This window comes from Mesorhizobium sp. P171375, from assembly GCF_057786075.1.
In genome coordinates this window covers 4,050,243-4,069,382 of sequence record NZ_JBYNWF010000001.1, presented here as the reverse complement: position 1 = coordinate 4,069,382, position 19,140 = coordinate 4,050,243, and the positions used below count along the sequence as shown (strand labels likewise).

Below are 19,140 nucleotides of genomic sequence, written 5' to 3'. Positions count from 1 at the left end.
CTCATGACATCCGGGTCGATCGGGGCCATAAGTCCAGCCAAATTTCCCAAGGTGACATTCATGCAAGGCATAGACGACCTCGATACGCCGGCGATCCTGATCGATGCGACCCGCGCCGAAGCCAACATCGCACGAGCGCAGGCGCATGCCGATCGCCATGGGCTGAAGCTCAGGCCCCACATCAAGACGCACAAGCTGCCCTATTGGGCGAAGAAGCAGGTGGCGGCGGGAGCCGTCGGCATCACCTGCCAGAAGATCGGCGAGGCTGAGGTGATGGCCGATGCCGGGCTATCCGATATTTTTCTGCCCTACAACATTTTAGGTCGCGCCAAGCTTGAGCGCCTCAAGGCGCTGCATGGCCGCGTGACGCTTTCGGTGACTTCCGACAGCCATGAAACGCTGGAAGGGCTCGCCGCCACCTTCACCGATGCCGGGCATCCCCTGCCCGTCCTGGTCGAATGCGACACCGGCATGCGCCGTTGCGGTGTGCAGAGCGCCGCCGAGGCCCTGGCGCTGGCGAAAGTGATCGACCAGGCCAAGGGGCTTACCTTCGGCGGACTGATGACCTATCCGGCGGCCGGCCGCGCCGCCGAGGCCGAGGCATGGTTGAGAGACGCCAAGCAGGCACTCGCGGCGTCGGGTCTCGAATGCCTGCGCATCTCCAGCGGCGGCACGCCGGACATGTGGCGTTCGGGCGAGGACGTCGTCACCGAATATCGCCCCGGCACCTACATCTATCTCGACCGATACCAGGTCGCCAAAGGCGTCGGCACCTTGGACGATTGCGCGCTGACAGTGCTCGCCACGGTGGTCAGCCACCCGACGCCGGCCCGCGCCATTCTGGACAGCGGCAGCAAGGCGCTGTCCAGTGACACGCTGGGATTGCCTGAGTTTGGCGAGTTGCTCGGCATGCCCGGCGCCCGCGTCACTGGCTTAAGCGAAGAGCACGGCACGGTCACGCTTGGAAATGGCGCGAGCCTTCGCATCGGCGAGCGCGTGCGCGTGGTGCCGGACCATTGCTGCGTGGTGACGAACCTGTTCGACCAGGTGCATCTCATCGACGGCGACAAGGTGCTGGAGACGCTGCCTGTCGTGGCGCGTGGGCGGATGGGGTGAATGGCGCTTCCCTTCCCCCTTGTGGGAGAAGGGGGAGCTCAGTTTGCCTGCCGCGCCGCTACCCTGCGCATGGCGATCACCCGGCGGCGGCGGATTTCGGTGCGCATCGCCGTCAAATGCAGGGCGAAGAACAGCACGGTGAAGCCGAGCGCCATCACCAGCAGCGGCCACAGCAGACTGGGATCGATGGTCGGCCCGCCAAGCCGGAACACTGAAGCCGGCTGGTGCAGCGTGTTCCACCAGTCGACCGAGAATTTGATGATCGGGATGTTGATGAAGCCGACCAGAGTGATGATGGCGGCAGCCCAGGCGGCGCGGCTGGCGTCATCCAGCGCGCGCGTCAGCGCGATGATGCCGAGATACATCAGAAAGAGGACGAACACAGACGTCAAGCGCGCGTCCCACACCCACCAGGTGCCCCACATCGGCTTGCCCCAGATGGAGCCGGTGATGAGCGCAAGCGCGGTGAAAGTGGCGCCGATCGGGGCTGCCGATTTCAGCGCGACGTCGGCCAGCGGATGGCGCCAGACCAGCGTGCCGAGCGCGGCGACCGCCATGACCGTGTAGCACATCATGGCGAGCCAGGCGAAAGGCACGTGGATGTACATGATGCGCACCGTGATGCCCTGCTGGAAATCCTCAGGCGCGGCAAAGCTCATATAGAGGCCAACGGCGAGCAGGATCGCGGCGATCGACGCCAGCCACGGCACCAGCCTGTCGGCCAGCCCGACAAAGCGCGTCGGGTTGGCAAGATCCATCCAGCCTGCAAGGCGTGAAGTCGTGTCGCTCATGCGGACCTAAATAGACCGACGGGGCGCTTGGGGCAATCGAGGGAGTGTCGCAGGGGTGAGAAGCGGTCCGCGTTAGCGGACGAAAGGCCAACTGCTTGGCTTTTCGAGCTTCGAACGCCCTGAGCCTGCGAAGGGCCGGGCGGGGGCTGCCGATCCTCCCGGCCGGGTCCCCGCTGCTCCGCAGCGTCCCGGCGTTCGCCGGCCTTTCATCGTGCCACTGGCACGATGAATTCGCTTACGCGAACCGGCTGCTCACCCCACAAGGGGGAGGTAGAAAAGGTTAAGCCGCTTCGATATTCACCGTGCGGCTGAGGCGGCGGACTTCCTCGTCGTTGAGCAGGCCGCCGGCGCGCAGCAGGCTGGCGAAACGGCCGTTACGCAGCGACAGTTCGGCGAAGCCGCCCATCTCGACCACCTTGCCCTTGTCCATGAACACGACCAGATCGGCGTCGCGGACGGTGGTCAGGCGATGGGCGATGATGAAGGTGGTGCGGTTGCGCCTCAATTCGTCGATCGCTTCCTTGACGCGGTCCTCGGTCTCGACGTCGAGCGCGCTGGTCGCCTCGTCGAGCACCAGGATCGGGGCGTCCTTCAGCACGGCGCGGGCAATGGCGATACGCTGACGCTCGCCGCCCGAAAGCTGGCCGCCACGCTCGCCGACGACGGTGTCGTAGCCGGCGCTCTTGGCCAGAATGAAATCCTGGGCAGCGGCAGCATCGGCGGCGGCATGGACTTCGTCATAGGTCGCCTCGGCGCGGCCGACACGGATGTTGTCCTCGATCGAGCGGTTGAGCAGGCCGGCATCCTGGAACACGGTGGCGATCGAGTGGCGCAATGACTTGCGGGTCACCGTGCGGGTGTCGATGCCGTCGATCAGGATACGGCCGTGGGACGGCGAGAAAACGCGCTGCAACAGATTGATCAGCGTCGTCTTGCCGGCGCCGGTCGGGCCGACGATGGCAACGGTCTGGCCAGCCTGGACCTCGAACGAGACGTCATCGATGCCCTGCCCCGAATTGCCGAACTCGAAGCCGACATTCTCGAAGCGGATATGGCCGGTGACATTGGCGAGATCGCGGAGGCCATCCGGCTCGGCGGCGTCGGCGGCCGAATCCTCGAGATGGTAGAAGTCCTCGAGCTTGGCGCGAGCTTCCGAAATCTGGTTGGCGAAAGCCGACATCTGGTCGAGACGAGCGATCAGCAGCGTGGCAAAGCCGGTGAAGGCGATGACGTCGCCGATCTTGAGCTGGCCATGGGTGACGAGATAAGCGCCGATCAGCAGCACGATCATCATCGAAATGGTCGACGACAGGCGGTGCAGCGCATTGGCCATCGCCCACCAGTCAAGCACGGGGTTCTGCGCATCGAGCAGGTTCTTGACGTAGCGGCGCAGCGTATCGGCCTCATGGCCGAGACGGTTGTAGCTCTGCAGCACGGCGACGTTGCTGACCGAGTCGGTCACATGCGCAAACACCTTGTGATAGTGGCGCTCGACGGCGGCCTGGCCTGCCTTGGTGCGCTTCATCACCAGGCGGCCGATACCGACATAGAGAACGCCAAGGCCCATCAGCACCATGGACATGCGCAGATCCATGCTGATCGCGGTGGGGATCAGAAGAGCAAGCGCAACGGCCGTCGACAGATGCTGGCGCATGAATTCAAGCCACAGGCTGAACAGCGTCTCGACAGCGCGCAGCAGCGTGTGCAGCGCGTTGGAGGTGCCGCGTTGATGGTGCCAGGCAAGCGGCATGGTGATCACGCGCTCGAACGACTGGCACAGCACTTCGCTGCGGCGCTTGTGGGCAAAACGGTCAGCGCCACGCGCCACCAGCACGAAGGCAATGATGTTGAAGGCGCCGAGGCCGGCCCAGAGAGCCAGCGTCGAAAACACCGAACCCTTATCGGAGATGGCGTCGATCACCCGACCGAACATGATCGGCTCGAGGATGGCGATGATGGCAAGCGCGACATTCGCACCGCAGATCAACGCAACGCGTTTCCTGTCGGCTGCGAGATAACCCAGCGCTCTCCAGTAGATTTGCAGAAGTGACACTTCAGCTACTCCGCCCAAACATTCATTGTGCACTGCACCATTTCTTGACACGTATCGGTTAACGGGTCGCAAAACAATGCCCGTCTACCTCTTCCGTTCCCATTCTGCGAACAAAAGATGACGACGCTGCGAAATCTGCCGTGATCACCTAACGGTTTGAGATAAAAGGTGAAATGTCAGTCTTGCGGCAAAATCGTGGCACGTGCCCAAGGCTGCCACATTTTTAATCACCCACGCCCGGCAGCGCCAAACATAAGAAGCAGGGCTGCCTTGCACCATGCGCATGACCAAATAGAAACGCGCGCCCTGAAAGGCGCGCAAAAATTGGTTCAAGCCTTTGATTTTACGCGGGTATCTTGACGACCACCTCGGTCTTGTCACCGGCTTTCGGCTCAAAGCCGGAAGACTTTGTCTTGGTTCCATTGACTTCGAGCGAGATGGTCTTGGCCTTTTTGTCGCGGATGACGCGAACTTGGACCTCGGCCCCCAGCATCTTGAGCGTTGCCGAGTAACCGTCCCAGTGGCTGGGCAGTTTGGGCCGGAACGTGATCTGCTTGCCGCGCCGCTCGATGCCCAGAATGCCTTCGACGGCGGCACGGTAGAGCCATCCGGCTGAGCCCGTGTACCAGGTCCAGCCACCCCGACCTCCCTTGCCTTCACCCGAATAGATGTCGGCGGCGACGACGTAGGGCTCGACCCGGTAGTGCTCGGCCGACGCATCGTCGAGCGCATGGTTGACCGGGTTCAGCATCGAGAAGCAGCGATAGGCATCGTCGGTGCGGCCCATTTCGGCGAGCGCGATGACGAACCAGGTCGCTGCATGGGTGTACTGGCCGCCGTTCTCGCGCACGCCAGGCGGGTAGCTCTTGATGTAGCCGGGGTCCTTTTGCGTGTTCTGGAAGGCCGGGGTGAACAGCTTGACGATCTTGAGCTTGTCGTCGACCAGCAAGTTCGTCGCCTGCTGCATCGCCGTGGTCGAGCGCGCCGGGTCGCCCTCGCCGGAGAGCACGCTCCACGACTGCGCGATCGAGTTGATCTTGCACTCGTCCGAATTGTGCGAGCCGAGCGGCGTGCCGTCATCGTAGCTGCCGCGCCGGTACCATTGGCCGTCCCAGGCGGTGCTTTCCAGTGCTCGCTTCAGCACGTCGGCGTGTTTTGTCCAGGCCTGCGCCCGCTTGGTGTCGCTTTGCCCCTTGGCGACAGCGGCAAAGTCGCCGAGCGTCTTCAGCAGGAACCAGCCAAGCCACACGCTCTCGCCTTTGCCTTGCTCGCCGACGCGGTTCATGCCGTCGTTCCAGTCGCCGCCGAGGATCAGCGGCAGCCCGGCCGGACTGCTGCGCTTGACCGCAAGGTCGAGCGCCCGCGCGCAATGGTCGTAGAGCGAGGCATGCGTCTTGGAGATCTCGGGGGTGAAGAAAGCATCATGCTCGCCCTCGCCCACAACCTGCCCGTCGATGAAGGGCAGTTGCTCCTCGAGTATCCCTGTATCGCCAGTCACCTCGATATACCTGTTGGTGGCGTGCGCCAGCCAGACCACGTCGTCCGAGATCAGGGTGCGCACGCCGGCGTCGGTGCGCGGCAGCCACCAATGCTGGACGTCGCCTTCGGGGAACTGCCGGCGCGCCGCGTTGAGGATCTGGTCGCGCGCGAGCTTCGGATCATGCGCCAGCAGGGCCAGCGTGTCCTGCAGCTGGTCGCGGAAGCCGAAGGCGCCGCTCGCCTGGTAGAAGGCCGAGCGGGCGCGGATGCGGCAGGCCAGGCTCTGATACGGCAGCCAGTGGTTGACCATGGCGTCGAGCGCCTTGTCCGGCGTCTCGACCTGGATGGTGTCGAGGAAGCCGCGCCAGACGCGTTCATTGTCGGCAAGCCGCTGATCAAAATCCTTGCCCGAATGGGTCTGCACCAGCGCGCTCGCTTCGGCCGGATTGGCGGCATCGCCGAGCAGCCAGACAAGCGTGACGTCGCCGCCGGCGGGGATGTCGACGTCGCTGGCGACAGCCGCGCAAGGATCATCGCCTGCCTCGACGCGGCCCGACAGGCCGGCGCCGCTGACCACGGCGTGCGGGAAGGCGCTGGTGCCCTGCCTGCCGATGAACTCGCCGCGATCGGCTGTCACCGAATGCACCGGCCCGGCAGCGGCCAGGAAGGCCACCCGGTCGCCGAAATCGAGCCCGTACGGGTTTTGCGCCAAGAGCGCGCCGGTCGCCGAATCCCTCGACGGGATGATGGTGGCCGCCGTGCTCGAACGATGGCTGCCGAGAACCCATTCGGCATAGGCATAGACGCGCAGCCGCGCCGGTGCCGAGCCCGAGTTCTGGATGCGCAGCCGCGTGATCTTCACCGGATCGGTGGGATCGACCACATGCGTCAGATCCATCGACAGCGGGCCGCGCTTCGACCGGAAGGTCGAAAAGCCCTGGCCGTGCCATGTCTCGTAAGTCATCGAGGGATCGCGCACTACTGCGGCAAGCGGCGAGAACACCTTGGCGCTTGCATAGTCGTAGATGTAGACGCCCTCGCCCGGTCGATTGGTGACCGGATCGTTCGACCACGGCGTCAGCTGGTAGTCGCGGCTGTTGCGGCTCCAGGTGAAGGCGGCCCCCTCAGCCGAGACATGGAAGCCGAACGAGGCGTTGGAGACGACGTTGATCCACGGCTGCGGCGTCGTGCGCCGGCCGGCAAGGCGGGTGACGTAGTGGCGGCCATCGCCTTCGAAACCGCCGAAGCCGTTCCATTGGCTGAGGCCGCTGCCGTCGGCACTGGCGTCAGACGCAGCATGGTATGCAGGCGCCACCGGCACTGGCAGAGCCGTTTCGCGAAGGGTCGCAGCACCCGCCGGTTGCAAGGCATCGCGGGCCTGCAAGGCTGCCGCCTCCGCGCGCTCGATCTGGTCGAAGATGGTGCCATTACGGGTGTGCAGCACGACGCGGGCGACGGCCAGCAACGTCTTGTAGGTCGCTTCGTCCATCAGGTCGCGGCGCACCGCGAAGATATGCTGGCGCGGCCCGAGCTCCTTGCCGCGCAAGCGGCTGTTTTCGCACAGCGTCTCGACCGCGCGCTGCAGGTCCTGCACATAGGACGAGGCCTGCTCATTGACGACGACGAAGTCGATCATCATGCCGCGGGCGCGCATATACTCCTGGAAGCGCAGCGCCTGGGCGACGATTTCGAGGTCGGCGACGTCGCCGATGCGGACCAGGAAGATCGGGAAATCGCCGGAGATGCTGGTCGGCCACAGGCTGGACTGCTTGCCCAGCCCCGAAGCAATGGATTCGGCCGGCAGGCGCAGGAACGGATCGGGATAGATCAGATAGCGTGCCAGCTTCTGCACATTGGCGGCGTCGGTCAGGCTGAGGCCAAGGTGGCGGGTCTGCACCTGCGAACGCGTCCAGGCGAGCATCGCCTGGCGAGCGAAGCTTTCGGGATGGTCGAGCCTGGCGATGGCTTCGTCGAGTTCGGCGCGGTTGGCACCAACGGCGGTCCAGAAGGTCAGCGAGATCTTCTTGTTGGCCGGCACCCGCACCTGGCGGCGCAGCGCCGCGACCGGATCGAGCGTGAAGCCATGATGGCCGCCAAGTTTGGCGCCCGGATCGAAAGCGGCGGCCTCGGCGATGGTGCGGCCACGGCCGATAAAGGCGCGGCGGTCGGTCTCGGCCTCGGCATCGCGTGCCGATCCCGACGGATCGGTGACGAAATGCACCATGGTGAGGTCGGGCTCGTTCTTGTCGCGCTTGCGCCTGGTGGCGAAGATGGCGCCGTTGTTGGCAGCGATCTCGGTCTCGATGAACATTTTCGAGAATGCCGGATGGGCGTTGTCCGAAGCTTCGTTGCCGAGCACCAGTTCGGCAAAGGAGGTCACCTCGATATGCCGGTCGGTAGCGCCGTCATTGTAAAGGGTGACGCGCCGTCCTTCGCCATTGCCTTCCGAGATGACGATGCACTCGACCTCCGAACGCAACGAGCCGACCGTTTTGACGAAGCTCGCCTTGTCGTCGGAAAACAACGTCTGCACTCTCTCGCCGGTCGCCTGCCTCGGCTCGGCGGTGGCCGACCACCAGTCGCCTGTGCCGGCATCCCTAAGGAAGATGTAGGAACCGAGCCGGTCTTCGGTCGGATCGGGCTGCCAGCGGGTGACGGCGAGTTCGCCCCAGCGGCTGTAGCCGGAGCCGGTTGCCGAGACCATGACGGAGTAACGGCCGTTGGACATGACGCTGGTGGCGCGCAGCGCCTTCAGCGGGTCGAGGACAATGCGGGAATCCGGGCTCTCGACCTCGGTCTCGTCCTTCGAGCGCTCGTCGGCTTCTGTCCTGACAGTGGCGGTCGGGATGTCGCGCGGCGCCCTCTCCTGCAGCAGGAGTTCGGCAGACTCGATCACCGGATCGCTGTGGAAGCGGTCACGCAGCCGGCCTTCGAAGATGGCGTCGGCAACGGCGGCGATCGACATGCCGGAATGGTGGGCCATGTAGTTCAGCACGACGGCGTGGTCGGTGCCTTCCGGCACGCGCTGCGGCGTGAAATCGACGGCGTCATAATAGCCGTGCCGGCCCATCGCGCCGATGGAGCGCAGCCTGGCGAGATTCTGGACGGATTCGCGCGGCGTGAACTGCGCTGCAAGGATCGTGGCGTAGGGCGCGATCACCGTGTTCTGGCCCAGACCGCGCTTGAGGCCAAGTCCGGGTACGCCGAAATTGGTGTACTGGTAGGTCAGTTCGCGGTCGCGGGCGTTGTAGGCCGCTTCCGAAATGCCCCACGGCACGTTCTTCGAGCGCGCATACTGGATCTGGCGCTTGATGATAAGCTTGCTGGTCTGGTTGAGGATCGAGCCCTGCGGCTCCTTCATCACCAGCGGCGGCATCAAATACTCGAACATCGAGCCCGACCAGGACATCAGCGCGCCCTGGAAGCCTATTTCGACAATCGGTCGTCCGAGCCGGAACCAGTGCTCGGTCGGCAGATCGCCCTTGGCGATGGCAAACAGGCTGGTCAACCGTGCTTCGGAGGCGAGCAGGTCGTAGCAGCTTTCGTCGAGCTGGTGTTCCTCGACCCGGTAGCCGATCGAGAGCAGTTTTCTTTCCTGCCGCATCAGGAAGGAGAAATCCATCTCGAAGGCATAGCGGCGGCAGCGCTCGCGCAGCGCCAAGAGCTTGGCGCGCAAGGCCTCAACGGCGTTCTCGTCGCTGTGCGAGTCATGCACATGCGCCTCGCATGTCGCTTCCAGTCTAGCTGCCCAGTCGGCGATGACGTCGCTGCGCTGCGACCCAGCCTCAGTGTGGATGGCGGTGGCAAGCTTGCGGATCTCGCCGGCCAGCACGGCCAGATTGATGGTCCGGATCGAAGCCATCTCCGGCTGCGCCTTGATGGTCATGACGGCGCGCCGCATGCCGTCGAGGCGGTCGGCGAGCCGCTGGCGCAGCGGGCGGAGCTGGCGGCGGTCATCGGGCAGGTCCTCGAGGCTCTCGTCGAGGATGGTCACCGTGTCGAGGACGCCTTCAAAATCGCCCTGCAGGTGGACGGACGGAGCTTCCGCCCACTCGGCGCAAGCAGCCGCCACCGCCACCAGATGCCCCGCGAGATTGCCGCTGTCGACCGCCGAGATGTAGAGCGGATAAAGCGGCTTCAGCGTCGTGGTGTCGTACCAGTTGAAGAGGTGACCGCGGTTGCGCGGCATGCTCTCGATGGTCGTCATCGTCGCGTCGATGCGGGTGATGGCGTCGGAGAGCGCAATCCAGCCGAAATCGCGTGCCGACACCACCGACAGCAGATAGACGCCGATATTGGTCGGTGACGTGCGCGGCGCCACCACTGGCGCCGGGCTTTCCTGGAAATTGTCGGGCGGCAGGTTGTGATGCTCGGCGGTGACGAAGGTTTCGAAATAGTGCCAGGTGCGGCGCGCCACGGTGCGCAGCGCATGGATATCGGCCTGCGATATGCGCAGGCGGTCCTCGGTCTCGGCCGAGCGGCTGATCCAGCAGGCAACGGCCGGCGAGCCGATCCAGAACAGAGCGAAGAAGAAGGCGACAAAGGCGCCGGTGGAATCGGCCAGCACGGGGATAGCGAGACCGACGACGCCGATGATCACGGCGCCATACATCATGCTGTAATAGGAGCCGAGGTCGTTGTCGCCGCCCTTGTGCGCCTGCGACGCCGTGCGCCATTCCAAAAGGTTCTGGCGGCTGACGAACAGGCGGTAGAGCGTGCGCACGATGGCGTCGCCCATCATCCAGGCATTGTGCGCCATCAAAAGCACTTTCAGCGCCACCAACGCCGTGCCGAAGACGGTGTCACGCGCCAGCGCCGAGAAATGGCCGCGCGGCGTCTGGTCGCCGCTCTTGGGCAAGATGGCGTTGATGACATCGAAAGTCGGCGCCATGAACAGCGAGAGGATGAGCAGCGCCTGCCATTGCGCGGCCTGCGTGAAGGGCAGCAGCGTCCAGCCGGCGATCGCCGCCATCACCCAGAAGATCGGGGTCAGCGAACGGCGCAGATTGTCGATCATCTTCCAGCGCGACAGCGCCGGCACCCCGGAACGCGGGCTGAAGATGAAGCGCAGCAACTGCCAGTCGCCACGCGCCCAGCGGTGATGACGCGAGGCGTCGACCGAATAGCGGGTCGGATAGTCCTCGACCAGTTCGACATCGGTGACGAGTGCGGCGCGCGCCAGCGCGCCTTCGAGCAGGTCGTGGCTGAGGATGGTGTTTTCCTCGATGCGGCCCTTCAGCGCCGCCTCGAAAGCGTCGACGTGATAGAGGCCCTTGCCGGTGAAGGAGCCGTCGCTGAAGACGTCCTGGTAGAGATCCGACACGGCAAAGACATACGGGTCGAGACCGCTGTTGGCCGAAAAGACGCGCTGGAAGAAGGAAGCGTCGTCGCCGCTGGTAAGCGAGGCCGTGATGCGCGGCTGCAGAATGGTGTAGCCGGCGGTGACGACACGCTTTGCCGCGTCGAAATGCGGGCGGTTGAGCGGATGGGCGAGCTTGCCGACCAGCGACGATACCGCGTCACGCGTGGTGCGCGTGTCGGCGTCGAGCGTCATCACATAGACGACCTTTTCCGGCAGCGGCACGTCGAGCGGCAGGAAGGTGGTGTCGCTGTCGCCGCGCAAGAGAAGGTTCAGCTCGTGCAGCTTGCCGCGCTTGCGCTCCCAGCCCATCCAGGCGCCCTGCGCCTGGTTGTAGAGCCGGCGGCGATGCAGGATATAAAAACGCGGTGCGCCTTCGGAGGGGTAGCGGGCATTGAGCCTGGCGATCTCGTCGCGCGCATATTGCAGGATCTCGATGTCGGCGGCATCGATCTCGGTCTTGGAATCCGGCCAATCGGATAGCAGCGCGAAATGGATTTCGTCCGCGGTATTGGCGAGGTGATGCACCTCGATGTTGCGGATGTTTTCCTCGACATCGTCGCGCGAGCCGATCAGCGACGGAACCACGACCAGCGTGCGTGAGGCGGCCGGGATGCCGTGCTTGTAGTCATAACCAACCAGCCGCGTCGGCTTCAGGAACAGCGAAACGACAGTGTTGAAAAAGGCGAGCGCACCTTCGCTGGCCGGCACAGCAAACAGCGCCAGCATCAACGTGATCGAGGGAACCGAGAGCCCCAGATGGGCAAGCGCATTGCCTGAGACAACCAGCAGCAGCACCGTCAGCAGGAAGACGGGCACCACGATGCCCAGCCAGCCGGTGCTGGTGAAGGTGCGCTTGACAGTCACATAGAAAGGCGGCCGGTAGCCGATCGCCTTTTCCAGATCCGGCCGGCGCGGGCCGACCAGAAAGAAGCCGACATCGGTATGCATGGTCGGATCGGCTGATGCATCCGGCACGCCGGAGGCATCGGTGACGCCGGGGACATGGCCGGCAAGCTCGATCGCCTTTTCGGCGACGCGGAATTCGGAGAGATCCGAGCGGCGCGCCAGTTGCTCGATCGACGTGCGGTACTGGTCACGCGAAAAGAAATCGAGCGCGGCGAAATCGGTGCGCTCGCGCAGCAGCGTGTCGATGCGGCTGACGCCTTCGAACCAGACCGTCCAGTCGACGTCGTTGATAAGCCGCAGGCCGCGGATGATGTTGCCGGTGGTGACATTGCCGCTGGACAGCGTGCGATGCTCGGAAATGATGATTTCCTCGGCGTCGGAGCCGGTCTTCTCGAGCTCGACCTCCAGCCATTCCAGCGCCCTGCCGGCATTTTGCGAGCCGTCGCGCAGGCGGTAGAGCAACTGCGTGGCAAAGGTGGTGTCCTGGGCATGGGCGCCATAGCTCGACAGGATCTTCTGCCGGTCGGCATTGTCGTCGGTCGCCAGAACCCGGTCGGCGACCTCGTTGGCGATGTGGCGCATCTGCCTGGTGCGGTCGACGCGCACGGCGATGCGGCGCAGGTTTTCGATCAGCACGAAGCGCAGCAGCGACGGCAGCGCCCAGAGTTCGCCGATCTTCAGCGGCTCGACCGACTGAAAACCTTCGACGATGGCCTTGAACATGGTCGCCGAGACCGAACTGTCGGAATGGGCGACATAGCTCCAGGCCAAGGCCAGCGCGCGCGGCACGGCCTCGCCATCGGACAGTTTCAGGGTCGGCAACTGCCGGTAGAAACGGCGCGGCAGGTCGCGCTTGACCTGAAAGATGGTCTCCTCGACCAGATAATTGTTGTCGAGTAGCCATTGTGCGGCAGGCGTAATGGTTTCGCCCTTGGCCTGGGCGGCATTGGTCGAGCGGTAGACTTCGAGGATTTTCTTGGCACTGTCGCGGATGCGGGCCTGGAAATCGAACGGCGTCAGGCCGAACAGGTCCTTGACGTCGCCCTTGGCGAGGCTGTCGCCCAGCACGCGCAGACGCTCGTCTGGCAGGAAATTGGAGCGTATCGGCTCTTCGGTGACGGCCGGGAAGCTGGCGCTGGTCTTTTCGATCTGGGCAGGATTTGTCTGGATATTCATTGAAAATTCCGCATGGGGGACGCGATGCGGCGTCACCGCCACGGCAATGTCCCTAAAACCGATTCAAATGCAATTGGTTGCATGATTACACTGGCCGAAAGTTTTGCTTCGCACCACGCCAGGAGCGTTTATCCCTTCGACATTTCAAGGAGGGGCTTTCGACAACTAAAGGACGAGCACCCCTGCCCTCCCGTCCGCCTTGGAACGACGGAAGGATTCAGGCTTTTTCGTGATCCAGGCAACAGCTTACGCCAGATTTCTCCGGCGTGCGATCATGTTTGGCAACAGGCGTTAATCGTTGCTGGCGGCGCAGCTAGCCCAGGCTGGCGATCCGAATCACGAACACGGTCGTCGGCCGCACCGGTTCCACGTGCAATTGGGCGACGTCTGGGCCGATCACGAGCGTGTCACGAGGTCCAAGCCGGGACGGTGTCGGGTCGGTCACGCCGACCTCGCCGTCGAGGGGCAGGATAAGCGTCGTTGCGGTCGTCGGACAGATATCGGTCGGGGCTGAAACCATGAGGCGCTCGACCGTATGGGTCGCCCGCCCGCGGCGGGTCATGACGTTGAGGTCGGTGATCGGGCCAGAGATCAGCGCAGCCGTGGTCGCCACATCGGCGGGGAAGGACAGCGGGGCGGAGGCTCCGGTCACCTCGGCAGGCGGCCGGCCGGCAATGTCGAGGATGATGCCCTCGCCTTCCAGCACGGCAAGCGTGCGGTCGACGCCGGCAAAGCCGGAGAACGGGCCGCCGCCTTCGACACGCGCCATCGAGACGCGCCAGTCGAAACCGTCGAGCCCGGCACCGTCAGGCGAAACGGTGATTTCGGTGGTCGTGCCGCCGCCATTCTTCCACGGCATGGTGCGGTAGTCGGCGGCACGAAGGATGCGCATCGCCAATCAGCCGAGAATGCCGGGCAGATTGAGCTGGTGCTCCTTGGCGCAGGCAATGGCGATGTCGTAGCCGGCATCGGCGTGGCGCATGACGCCGGTCGCCGGATCGTTCCACAGCACGCGCTCCAGGCGCCTTGCGGCGTCCGGCGTGCCGTCGGCGACGATGACCATGCCGGAGTGCTGCGAAAAGCCCATGCCGACGCCACCACCATGATGCAGCGACACCCAGGTGGCGCCCGACGCGGTGTTGAGCAGTGCATTGAGCAGCGGCCAGTCGGAAACGGCGTCCGAGCCGTCCTTCATCGCTTCCGTCTCGCGGTTCGGCGACGCGACCGAGCCCGAATCAAGGTGGTCGCGGCCGATGACGACGGGCGCCTTCAGTTCGCCCTTGGCCACCATCTCGTTGAAGGCGAGGCCGAGCCTATGGCGGTCGCCGAGGCCAACCCAGCAGATGCGCGCCGGCAGGCCCTGGAACGCGATGCGCTCACGCGCCATGTCCAGCCAATTGTGCAGATGGGTGTTGCCGGGGGTCAGTTCGCGCACCTTGGCGTCGGTCTTGTAGATATCCTCGGGATCACCCGAAAGGGCTGCCCAGCGGAACGGACCGATGCCGCGGCAGAACAGCGGCCTGATATAGGCCGGCACGAAGCCCGGGAAAGCGAAGGCGTTTTCAAACCCTTCGTCCTTGGCGACCTGGCGGATGTTGTTGCCATAGTCGAGCGTCGGCACGCCGGCGTTCCAGAAGGCCACCATCGCCTCGACATGCTCGCGCATCGACGCGCGGGCCGCCTTTTCGACAGCCTTGGGATCCGAGACGCGCTTTTCGCGCCATTCGGCCATCGTCCAGCCCTTGGGCAGATAGCCGTTGATGGGGTCATGCGCCGAGGTCTGGTCGGTGACCATGTCGGGGCGAATGCCGCGGCGGAACATTTCCGGCACGATCTCGGCCGCATTGCCGAGCAGGCCGACCGACTTCGCCTCGCCGGCCTTGGTCCAGCGCTCGATCATTTCCATGGCTTCGTCGAGCGTCTCGGCCTTCTCGTCGACATAGCGGGTGCGCAAGCGGAAATCGATCGAGTCAGGATTGCATTCGATGGCGAGACAGCAGGCGCCGGCCATGACGGCCGCCAGAGGCTGGGCGCCGCCCATGCCACCGAGACCGGCGGTCAGGATCCACTTGCCCTTGAGATTGCCGTTGTAGTGCTGGCGGCCGGCCTCGACGAAGGTCTCGTAGGTGCCCTGCACGATGCCTTGCGTGCCGATGTAGATCCAGGAGCCGGCCGTCATCTGGCCGTACATCATCAGGCCCTTCTTATCGAGTTCGTTGAATTTGTCCCAGGTCGCCCAGTGCGGCACGATGTTGGAGTTGGCGATGAGCACGCGCGGCGCGTCGGCATGGGTGCGGAAGACGCCGACCGGCTTGCCGGATTGCACCAGCAGCGTCTCGTCTTCATTGAGGGTCTTCAGCGAGGCGACGATGCTGTCGAAATCGTTCCAGGTGCGCGCGGCGCGGCCGATGCCGCCATAGACGACGAGCTCGTTGGGGTTTTCGGCGACGTCCGGATCGAGGTTGTTCATCAGCATGCGCAGCGGCGCTTCGGTCGTCCAGTATTTGGCGTTGAGCTTGTCGCCGCGGGGGCTGCGCACTTCGCGGATGTTGTGGCGAGGATTGTTCATCATTGTCCCTTTCGAGTAAGGCGGCGTCTCAGCGCCCGGCCCAGTCAATGGCGGATTGGAGGATTTTCGTCAGCGTGGCGCGCATCGGTGCAGCGAACGCGGCATCGTAAGGCACCGGCCAATTGTCCGGTTCACCCTTACCCTCCGGCTCGCGCAAATAGCCGCGATCGGCAAGCTCCATCTGCAATGCATGGTAGCCGCCTTGCGGATTGCCGAAATAGCGCGTGATCCAGCCACCCTTGAAACGGCCGTTGATGACATTGCTTTCACCGCTTTCGGCCATGATCTGGCCGACCAGCGCCTGCAGCGCCGGGTCGGCGGTCTGGCCATCATTGGTGCCGAGATTAAAGACCGGCAGCGTGCCATAGAACAGGCGCGGCAGCACCGAGCGGATCGAGTGGCAATCGTAGATGACAATTTTTTCGTGCAGGCCGCGCAGCCTGACGGCCTGGGCCGCCAGCATTTCATGGTAGGGCACGAAATACTCCATGCGGCGCTGGTCTATCTCCGACGGCGTCGGTTCCGCGCCGGGCAAATAGAGTGGATCGCCGTCGAAGGTCTCGGTGGGGCAAAGCGTGGTCGTCGTCTGCCCGGGATAGAGCGAGGCGCCGGAGGGATCGCGGTTGACGTCGATGACGGTGCGCGAGATCGACGTATGCACAACCGTCGCACCGAGGCCGGCGGCAAAATCATAGAGATTGTCGATCCACCAGTCGCAATCGCGGCGGCCGAGCCAGGGCGAGATCAGCCGGTTGTCGATGCCGGCGAGATCGATGCCGGTGTGCGGGATCGACACCAGAAGAGGTGCGGTGCCTTCCGTGACTGTCAGCCAGTCGGTCATGTCAGGCTCCCGAAATCGAAGGCAGTGTTACCGCGCCGGCCGCCTTGATGGTGGCGCCGCTGCGCACCATGGCGATGGCCTTTTCCATGTCCGGGTGGAAATGCCGGTCGGTGTCGAGATGCGGCACCTCGGAGCGGACCAGCTTGCGCACGGCTTCAAGGGCCGCGCTCGACGCCAACGGTGCATGGAAATCGCAGCCTTGCGCGGCAGCCAACAGTTCGATGCCGATGACGGCAGTGGCATTTTCCACCATGCCGATCAGCCGGCGCGCACCGTGCGCGGCCATCGAGACATGATCTTCCTGGTTGGCCGAGGTCGGGATGGAATCGACACTCGCCGGATAGGCCTTCTGCTTGTTTTCGGAGACGAGAGCTGCCGCCGTCACCTGCGGGATCATGAAACCGGAGTTCAAGCCGGGCTTCGGCGTCAAAAAGGCCGGCATGCCGGAGAGCGCCGGATCGACCAGCATGGCGATGCGGCGTTCCGACAGCGAACCGATCTCGCAGACCGCGAGTGCGATCATGTCGGCGGCGAAAGCCACCGGCTCGGCGTGGAAATTGCCGCCGGAAAGCGCCGTATCGTCCTCGGCGAAGATCAACGGATTGTCGGTGACGCCATTGGCTTCGGTGCCGAGCGTATCGGCGGCCTGACGCAACACGCTGAGGGCTGCACCCATCACCTGCGGCTGGCAGCGTAGGCAGTACGGGTCCTGCACGCGCTCGTCGCCAACGCGGTGCGATTCACGGATGGCGCTGCCGGTCATGAGATTGCGCAGCGCCGCAGCCGTCTCGATCTGGCCGGGGTGCTTTCTCAGGAGATGGATGCGCGGATCGAAGGGCGCGTCCGAACCCTTGGCGGCGTCGGTCGACAGCGCACCGGCGACCAGCGCCGACTGGTAAAGCACCTCGGCCTCGAACAAAGCGGCTAGCGCATAGGCGGTCGAGAATTGAGTGCCGTTGAGCAGTGCAAGACCCTCCTTGGCGCCGAGCGTCACCGGCTCCAGGCCGTGCGAGACGAAAGCAACCTTGGCCGGAAAGCGGCCATGCGGGGTAAAGCATTCGCCGACGCCGATCATCACCGCCGTCATGTGCGACAGCGGCGCAAGGTCGCCGGAGGCGCCGACCGAGCCTTGCGCCGGCACCACGGGGATGACGTCGTTGGCGAGCATTGCTTCCAGCAATTCGATGGTTTGCGGCCGCACGCCGGAAGCCCCCTGCGCCAGGCTGGCGAGTTTTAGCGCCATCATCAGCCGGACCACCGCGACCGGCATCGGCTCGCCGACGCCGGCGGCATGCGACAGAACGATGTTGCGCTGCAGCGTTTCAAGGTCGGCGGCCGGAATACGGACGCTGGCCAGTTTGCCGAAGCCGGTGTTGATGCCATAGACCGGCTCACCCTTGGCGACGATGCGGGCGACTGCCTCGGCGCTGGCCTTGATCTTCGGGCGACAGGCAGCGTCGAGCTTCGGCACGGCGCCACGGTAGATCGCGCGCCAGTCGGCCAGCGCCGCATTGCCGGGCTTCAGGTTGAGTTCGGTCATTGTCCTCTCCAGATGCGGGCATGAAGCGGGTTGAAGCCCATGCGGTAGACGAGTTCGGCCGGGCGCTCGATGTTCCAGATCGCCAGGTCGCCGGATTTGCCTGCCTCGAGCGTGCCGGTCTGGCCGAGCAGTCCGAGCGCGCGGGCGGCCTCGCGGGTGGTGCCGGCCAGGCATTCCTCGACGGTCAGGCCGAACAAGGTCGCAGCCATGTTCATGGTCAAGAGCAGCGAGGTCAGCGGCGAGGTGCCGGGATTGTTGTCGGTGGCGACGGCCATCTTGACGCCGTGCTGGCGAAACAGGCCGATCGGCGGCTTCTTGGTTTCGCGAATGAAATAGTAGGCGCCGGGCAGGATCGTCGCCACGGTGCCGGCTTTCGCCATCGCCACGGCGCCGGCCTCGTCGGTGTATTCGAGATGGTCGGACGACAGCGCGCCATAGCGGGCGGCGAGTTCGGCACCGTGAAGGTTGGACAGTTGGTCGGCATGGAGTTTGACCGGCAAGCCGAGTGCCCTGGCTTTGTCGAAGACGCGGGCAATCTGCCCCGGCGAAAAGGCGATGCCTTCGCAGAAACCGTCGACGGCGTCGGCCAGGCCCTCGGCGGCGATGGCCGGCAGGATGGTGTTGGCGACCAGATCGACGAAAGCGTCCTTGTCGCCCTTGGCTTCCGGCGGCAGCGCATGCGCGCCGAGGAAGGTGGTGCGAACCGTCACCGGCCGCTCCTTATCGAGACGCCGGGCCGCGCGCAGCGACTTCTGTTCATTTTCGAGATCGAGCCCGTAGCCCGACTTTACCTCCACCGTCGTGACGCCCTCTGCCATCAGCGCATCGAGGCGCGGCAGCGTCTGCGCAACCAACTCGTCTTCGCTGGCAGCGCGCAAGGATTTGACGGAGGAAACGATGCCGCCGCCAGCCCTGGCGACCTCTTCATAGGTGGCGCCGGCCAGCCGCATCTCGAACTCGTTGGCGCGGTTGCCGGCATGGACGAGATGGGTGTGGCAGTCGATCAGCCCAGGCGTGATCCAGCGGCCTTCGCAGTCGGTGACCTCAGCACCCTGACTCAAGGCTGACGGCATGTCGGCTTCCGGTCCGGCATAGACGATAACGCCGTCGCGGGTTGCGATCGCGCCCTTCTCGACGATACCCAGTCCGGCTTCGGCCATGGTCGCCAGGCGCGCATTGCGCCAAAGGTGAAGGTCCCCTGCCCGGCTTTTGTTCTGTGCCGCCATCATCTTTTTCCGTTTGATTGGATGGCGATTATGTATATACATATTGGAACGCACTGCAAGTGCTATTGTCATCGGAAATTC

The 19,140-nt window shown here is 64.5% G+C and carries 9 protein-coding genes; 1 reads left to right on the top strand and 8 read right to left on the bottom strand.

The window, feature by feature from the left end:
- Positions 1–60 precede the first annotated feature (60 nt).
- Positions 61–1,116 (top strand): D-TA family PLP-dependent enzyme, encoded by a 1,056-nt coding sequence (locus tag ACYHH6_RS19635; RefSeq protein ID WP_352589565.1) that lies wholly within the window; start codon positions 61–63, stop codon positions 1,114–1,116.
- Positions 1,117–1,154: 38 nt separating this feature from the next.
- Here ACYHH6_RS19635 and ACYHH6_RS19630 read toward each other — a convergent pair whose 3' ends face one another.
- The 8 genes from ACYHH6_RS19630 to hutI form a co-directional block, all read right to left on the bottom strand.
- A complete protein-coding gene (locus ACYHH6_RS19630; protein WP_112563598.1) occupies positions 1,155–1,907 on the bottom strand; it encodes a heme ABC transporter permease in 753 nt (250 codons plus the stop codon).
- Between the two features lie 280 nt (positions 1,908–2,187).
- A complete protein-coding gene (locus tag ACYHH6_RS19625) occupies positions 2,188–3,960 on the bottom strand; it encodes a glucan ABC transporter ATP-binding protein/ permease (protein ID WP_352589568.1) in 1,773 nt (590 codons plus the stop codon).
- Positions 3,961–4,303: 343 nt separating this feature from the next.
- Positions 4,304–12,883, bottom strand: a complete 8,580-nt coding sequence (locus ACYHH6_RS19620) for a glycoside hydrolase family 94 protein (RefSeq protein ID WP_488500460.1) — start codon at positions 12,881–12,883, stop codon at positions 4,304–4,306.
- A gap of 313 nt (positions 12,884–13,196) precedes the next feature.
- A complete protein-coding gene (locus ACYHH6_RS19615) occupies positions 13,197–13,775 on the bottom strand; it encodes a HutD/Ves family protein (RefSeq protein WP_352589574.1) in 579 nt (192 codons plus the stop codon).
- 6 nt (positions 13,776–13,781) lie between these two features.
- Positions 13,782–15,452 carry a urocanate hydratase gene (hutU, locus tag ACYHH6_RS19610; protein WP_352589576.1) on the bottom strand — a complete coding sequence of 557 codons (1,671 nt, stop codon included), beginning with the start codon at positions 15,450–15,452 and terminating at the stop codon, positions 13,782–13,784.
- A 28-nt stretch (positions 15,453–15,480) separates the two neighbouring features.
- On the bottom strand, positions 15,481–16,293 hold the full coding sequence (gene hutG / locus ACYHH6_RS19605; RefSeq protein WP_352589579.1) for an N-formylglutamate deformylase: 813 nt from the start codon (positions 16,291–16,293) through the stop codon (positions 15,481–15,483).
- 1 nt (position 16,294) lies between these two features.
- Positions 16,295–17,833: a histidine ammonia-lyase gene (gene hutH, locus ACYHH6_RS19600; RefSeq protein ID WP_352589582.1), complete on the bottom strand. Its 1,539-nt coding sequence runs from the start codon at positions 17,831–17,833 to the stop codon at positions 16,295–16,297.
- Positions 17,830–19,059 carry an imidazolonepropionase gene (gene hutI, locus ACYHH6_RS19595; RefSeq protein WP_352589585.1) on the bottom strand — a complete coding sequence of 410 codons (1,230 nt, stop codon included), beginning with the start codon at positions 19,057–19,059 and terminating at the stop codon, positions 17,830–17,832. The genes hutH and hutI overlap by 4 nt, the downstream gene beginning before the upstream one ends.
- Between the last annotated feature and the right edge of the window lie 81 nt (positions 19,060–19,140).

What these genes read in the sequence shown, in the direction of transcription:
- ACYHH6_RS19635 (WP_352589565.1), top strand. Translation starts at nt 61, where the DNA reads ATGCAAGGCATAGACGACCTCGATACGCCGGCGATCCTGATCGATGCG.
- ACYHH6_RS19630 (WP_112563598.1), bottom strand. Translation starts at nt 1,907, where the DNA reads ATGAGCGACACGACTTCACGCCTTGCAGGCTGGATGGATCTTGCCAAC.
- ACYHH6_RS19620 (WP_488500460.1), bottom strand. Translation starts at nt 12,883, where the DNA reads ATGAATATCCAGACAAATCCTGCCCAGATCGAAAAGACCAGCGCCAGC.
- ACYHH6_RS19615 (WP_352589574.1), bottom strand. Translation starts at nt 13,775, where the DNA reads ATGCGCATCCTTCGTGCCGCCGACTACCGCACCATGCCGTGGAAGAAT.
- hutU (WP_352589576.1), bottom strand. Translation starts at nt 15,452, where the DNA reads ATGAACAATCCTCGCCACAACATCCGCGAAGTGCGCAGCCCCCGCGGC.
- hutG (WP_352589579.1), bottom strand. Translation starts at nt 16,293, where the DNA reads ATGACCGACTGGCTGACAGTCACGGAAGGCACCGCACCTCTTCTGGTG.
- hutH (WP_352589582.1), bottom strand. Translation starts at nt 17,833, where the DNA reads ATGACCGAACTCAACCTGAAGCCCGGCAATGCGGCGCTGGCCGACTGG.
- hutI (WP_352589585.1), bottom strand. Translation starts at nt 19,059, where the DNA reads ATGGCGGCACAGAACAAAAGCCGGGCAGGGGACCTTCACCTTTGGCGC.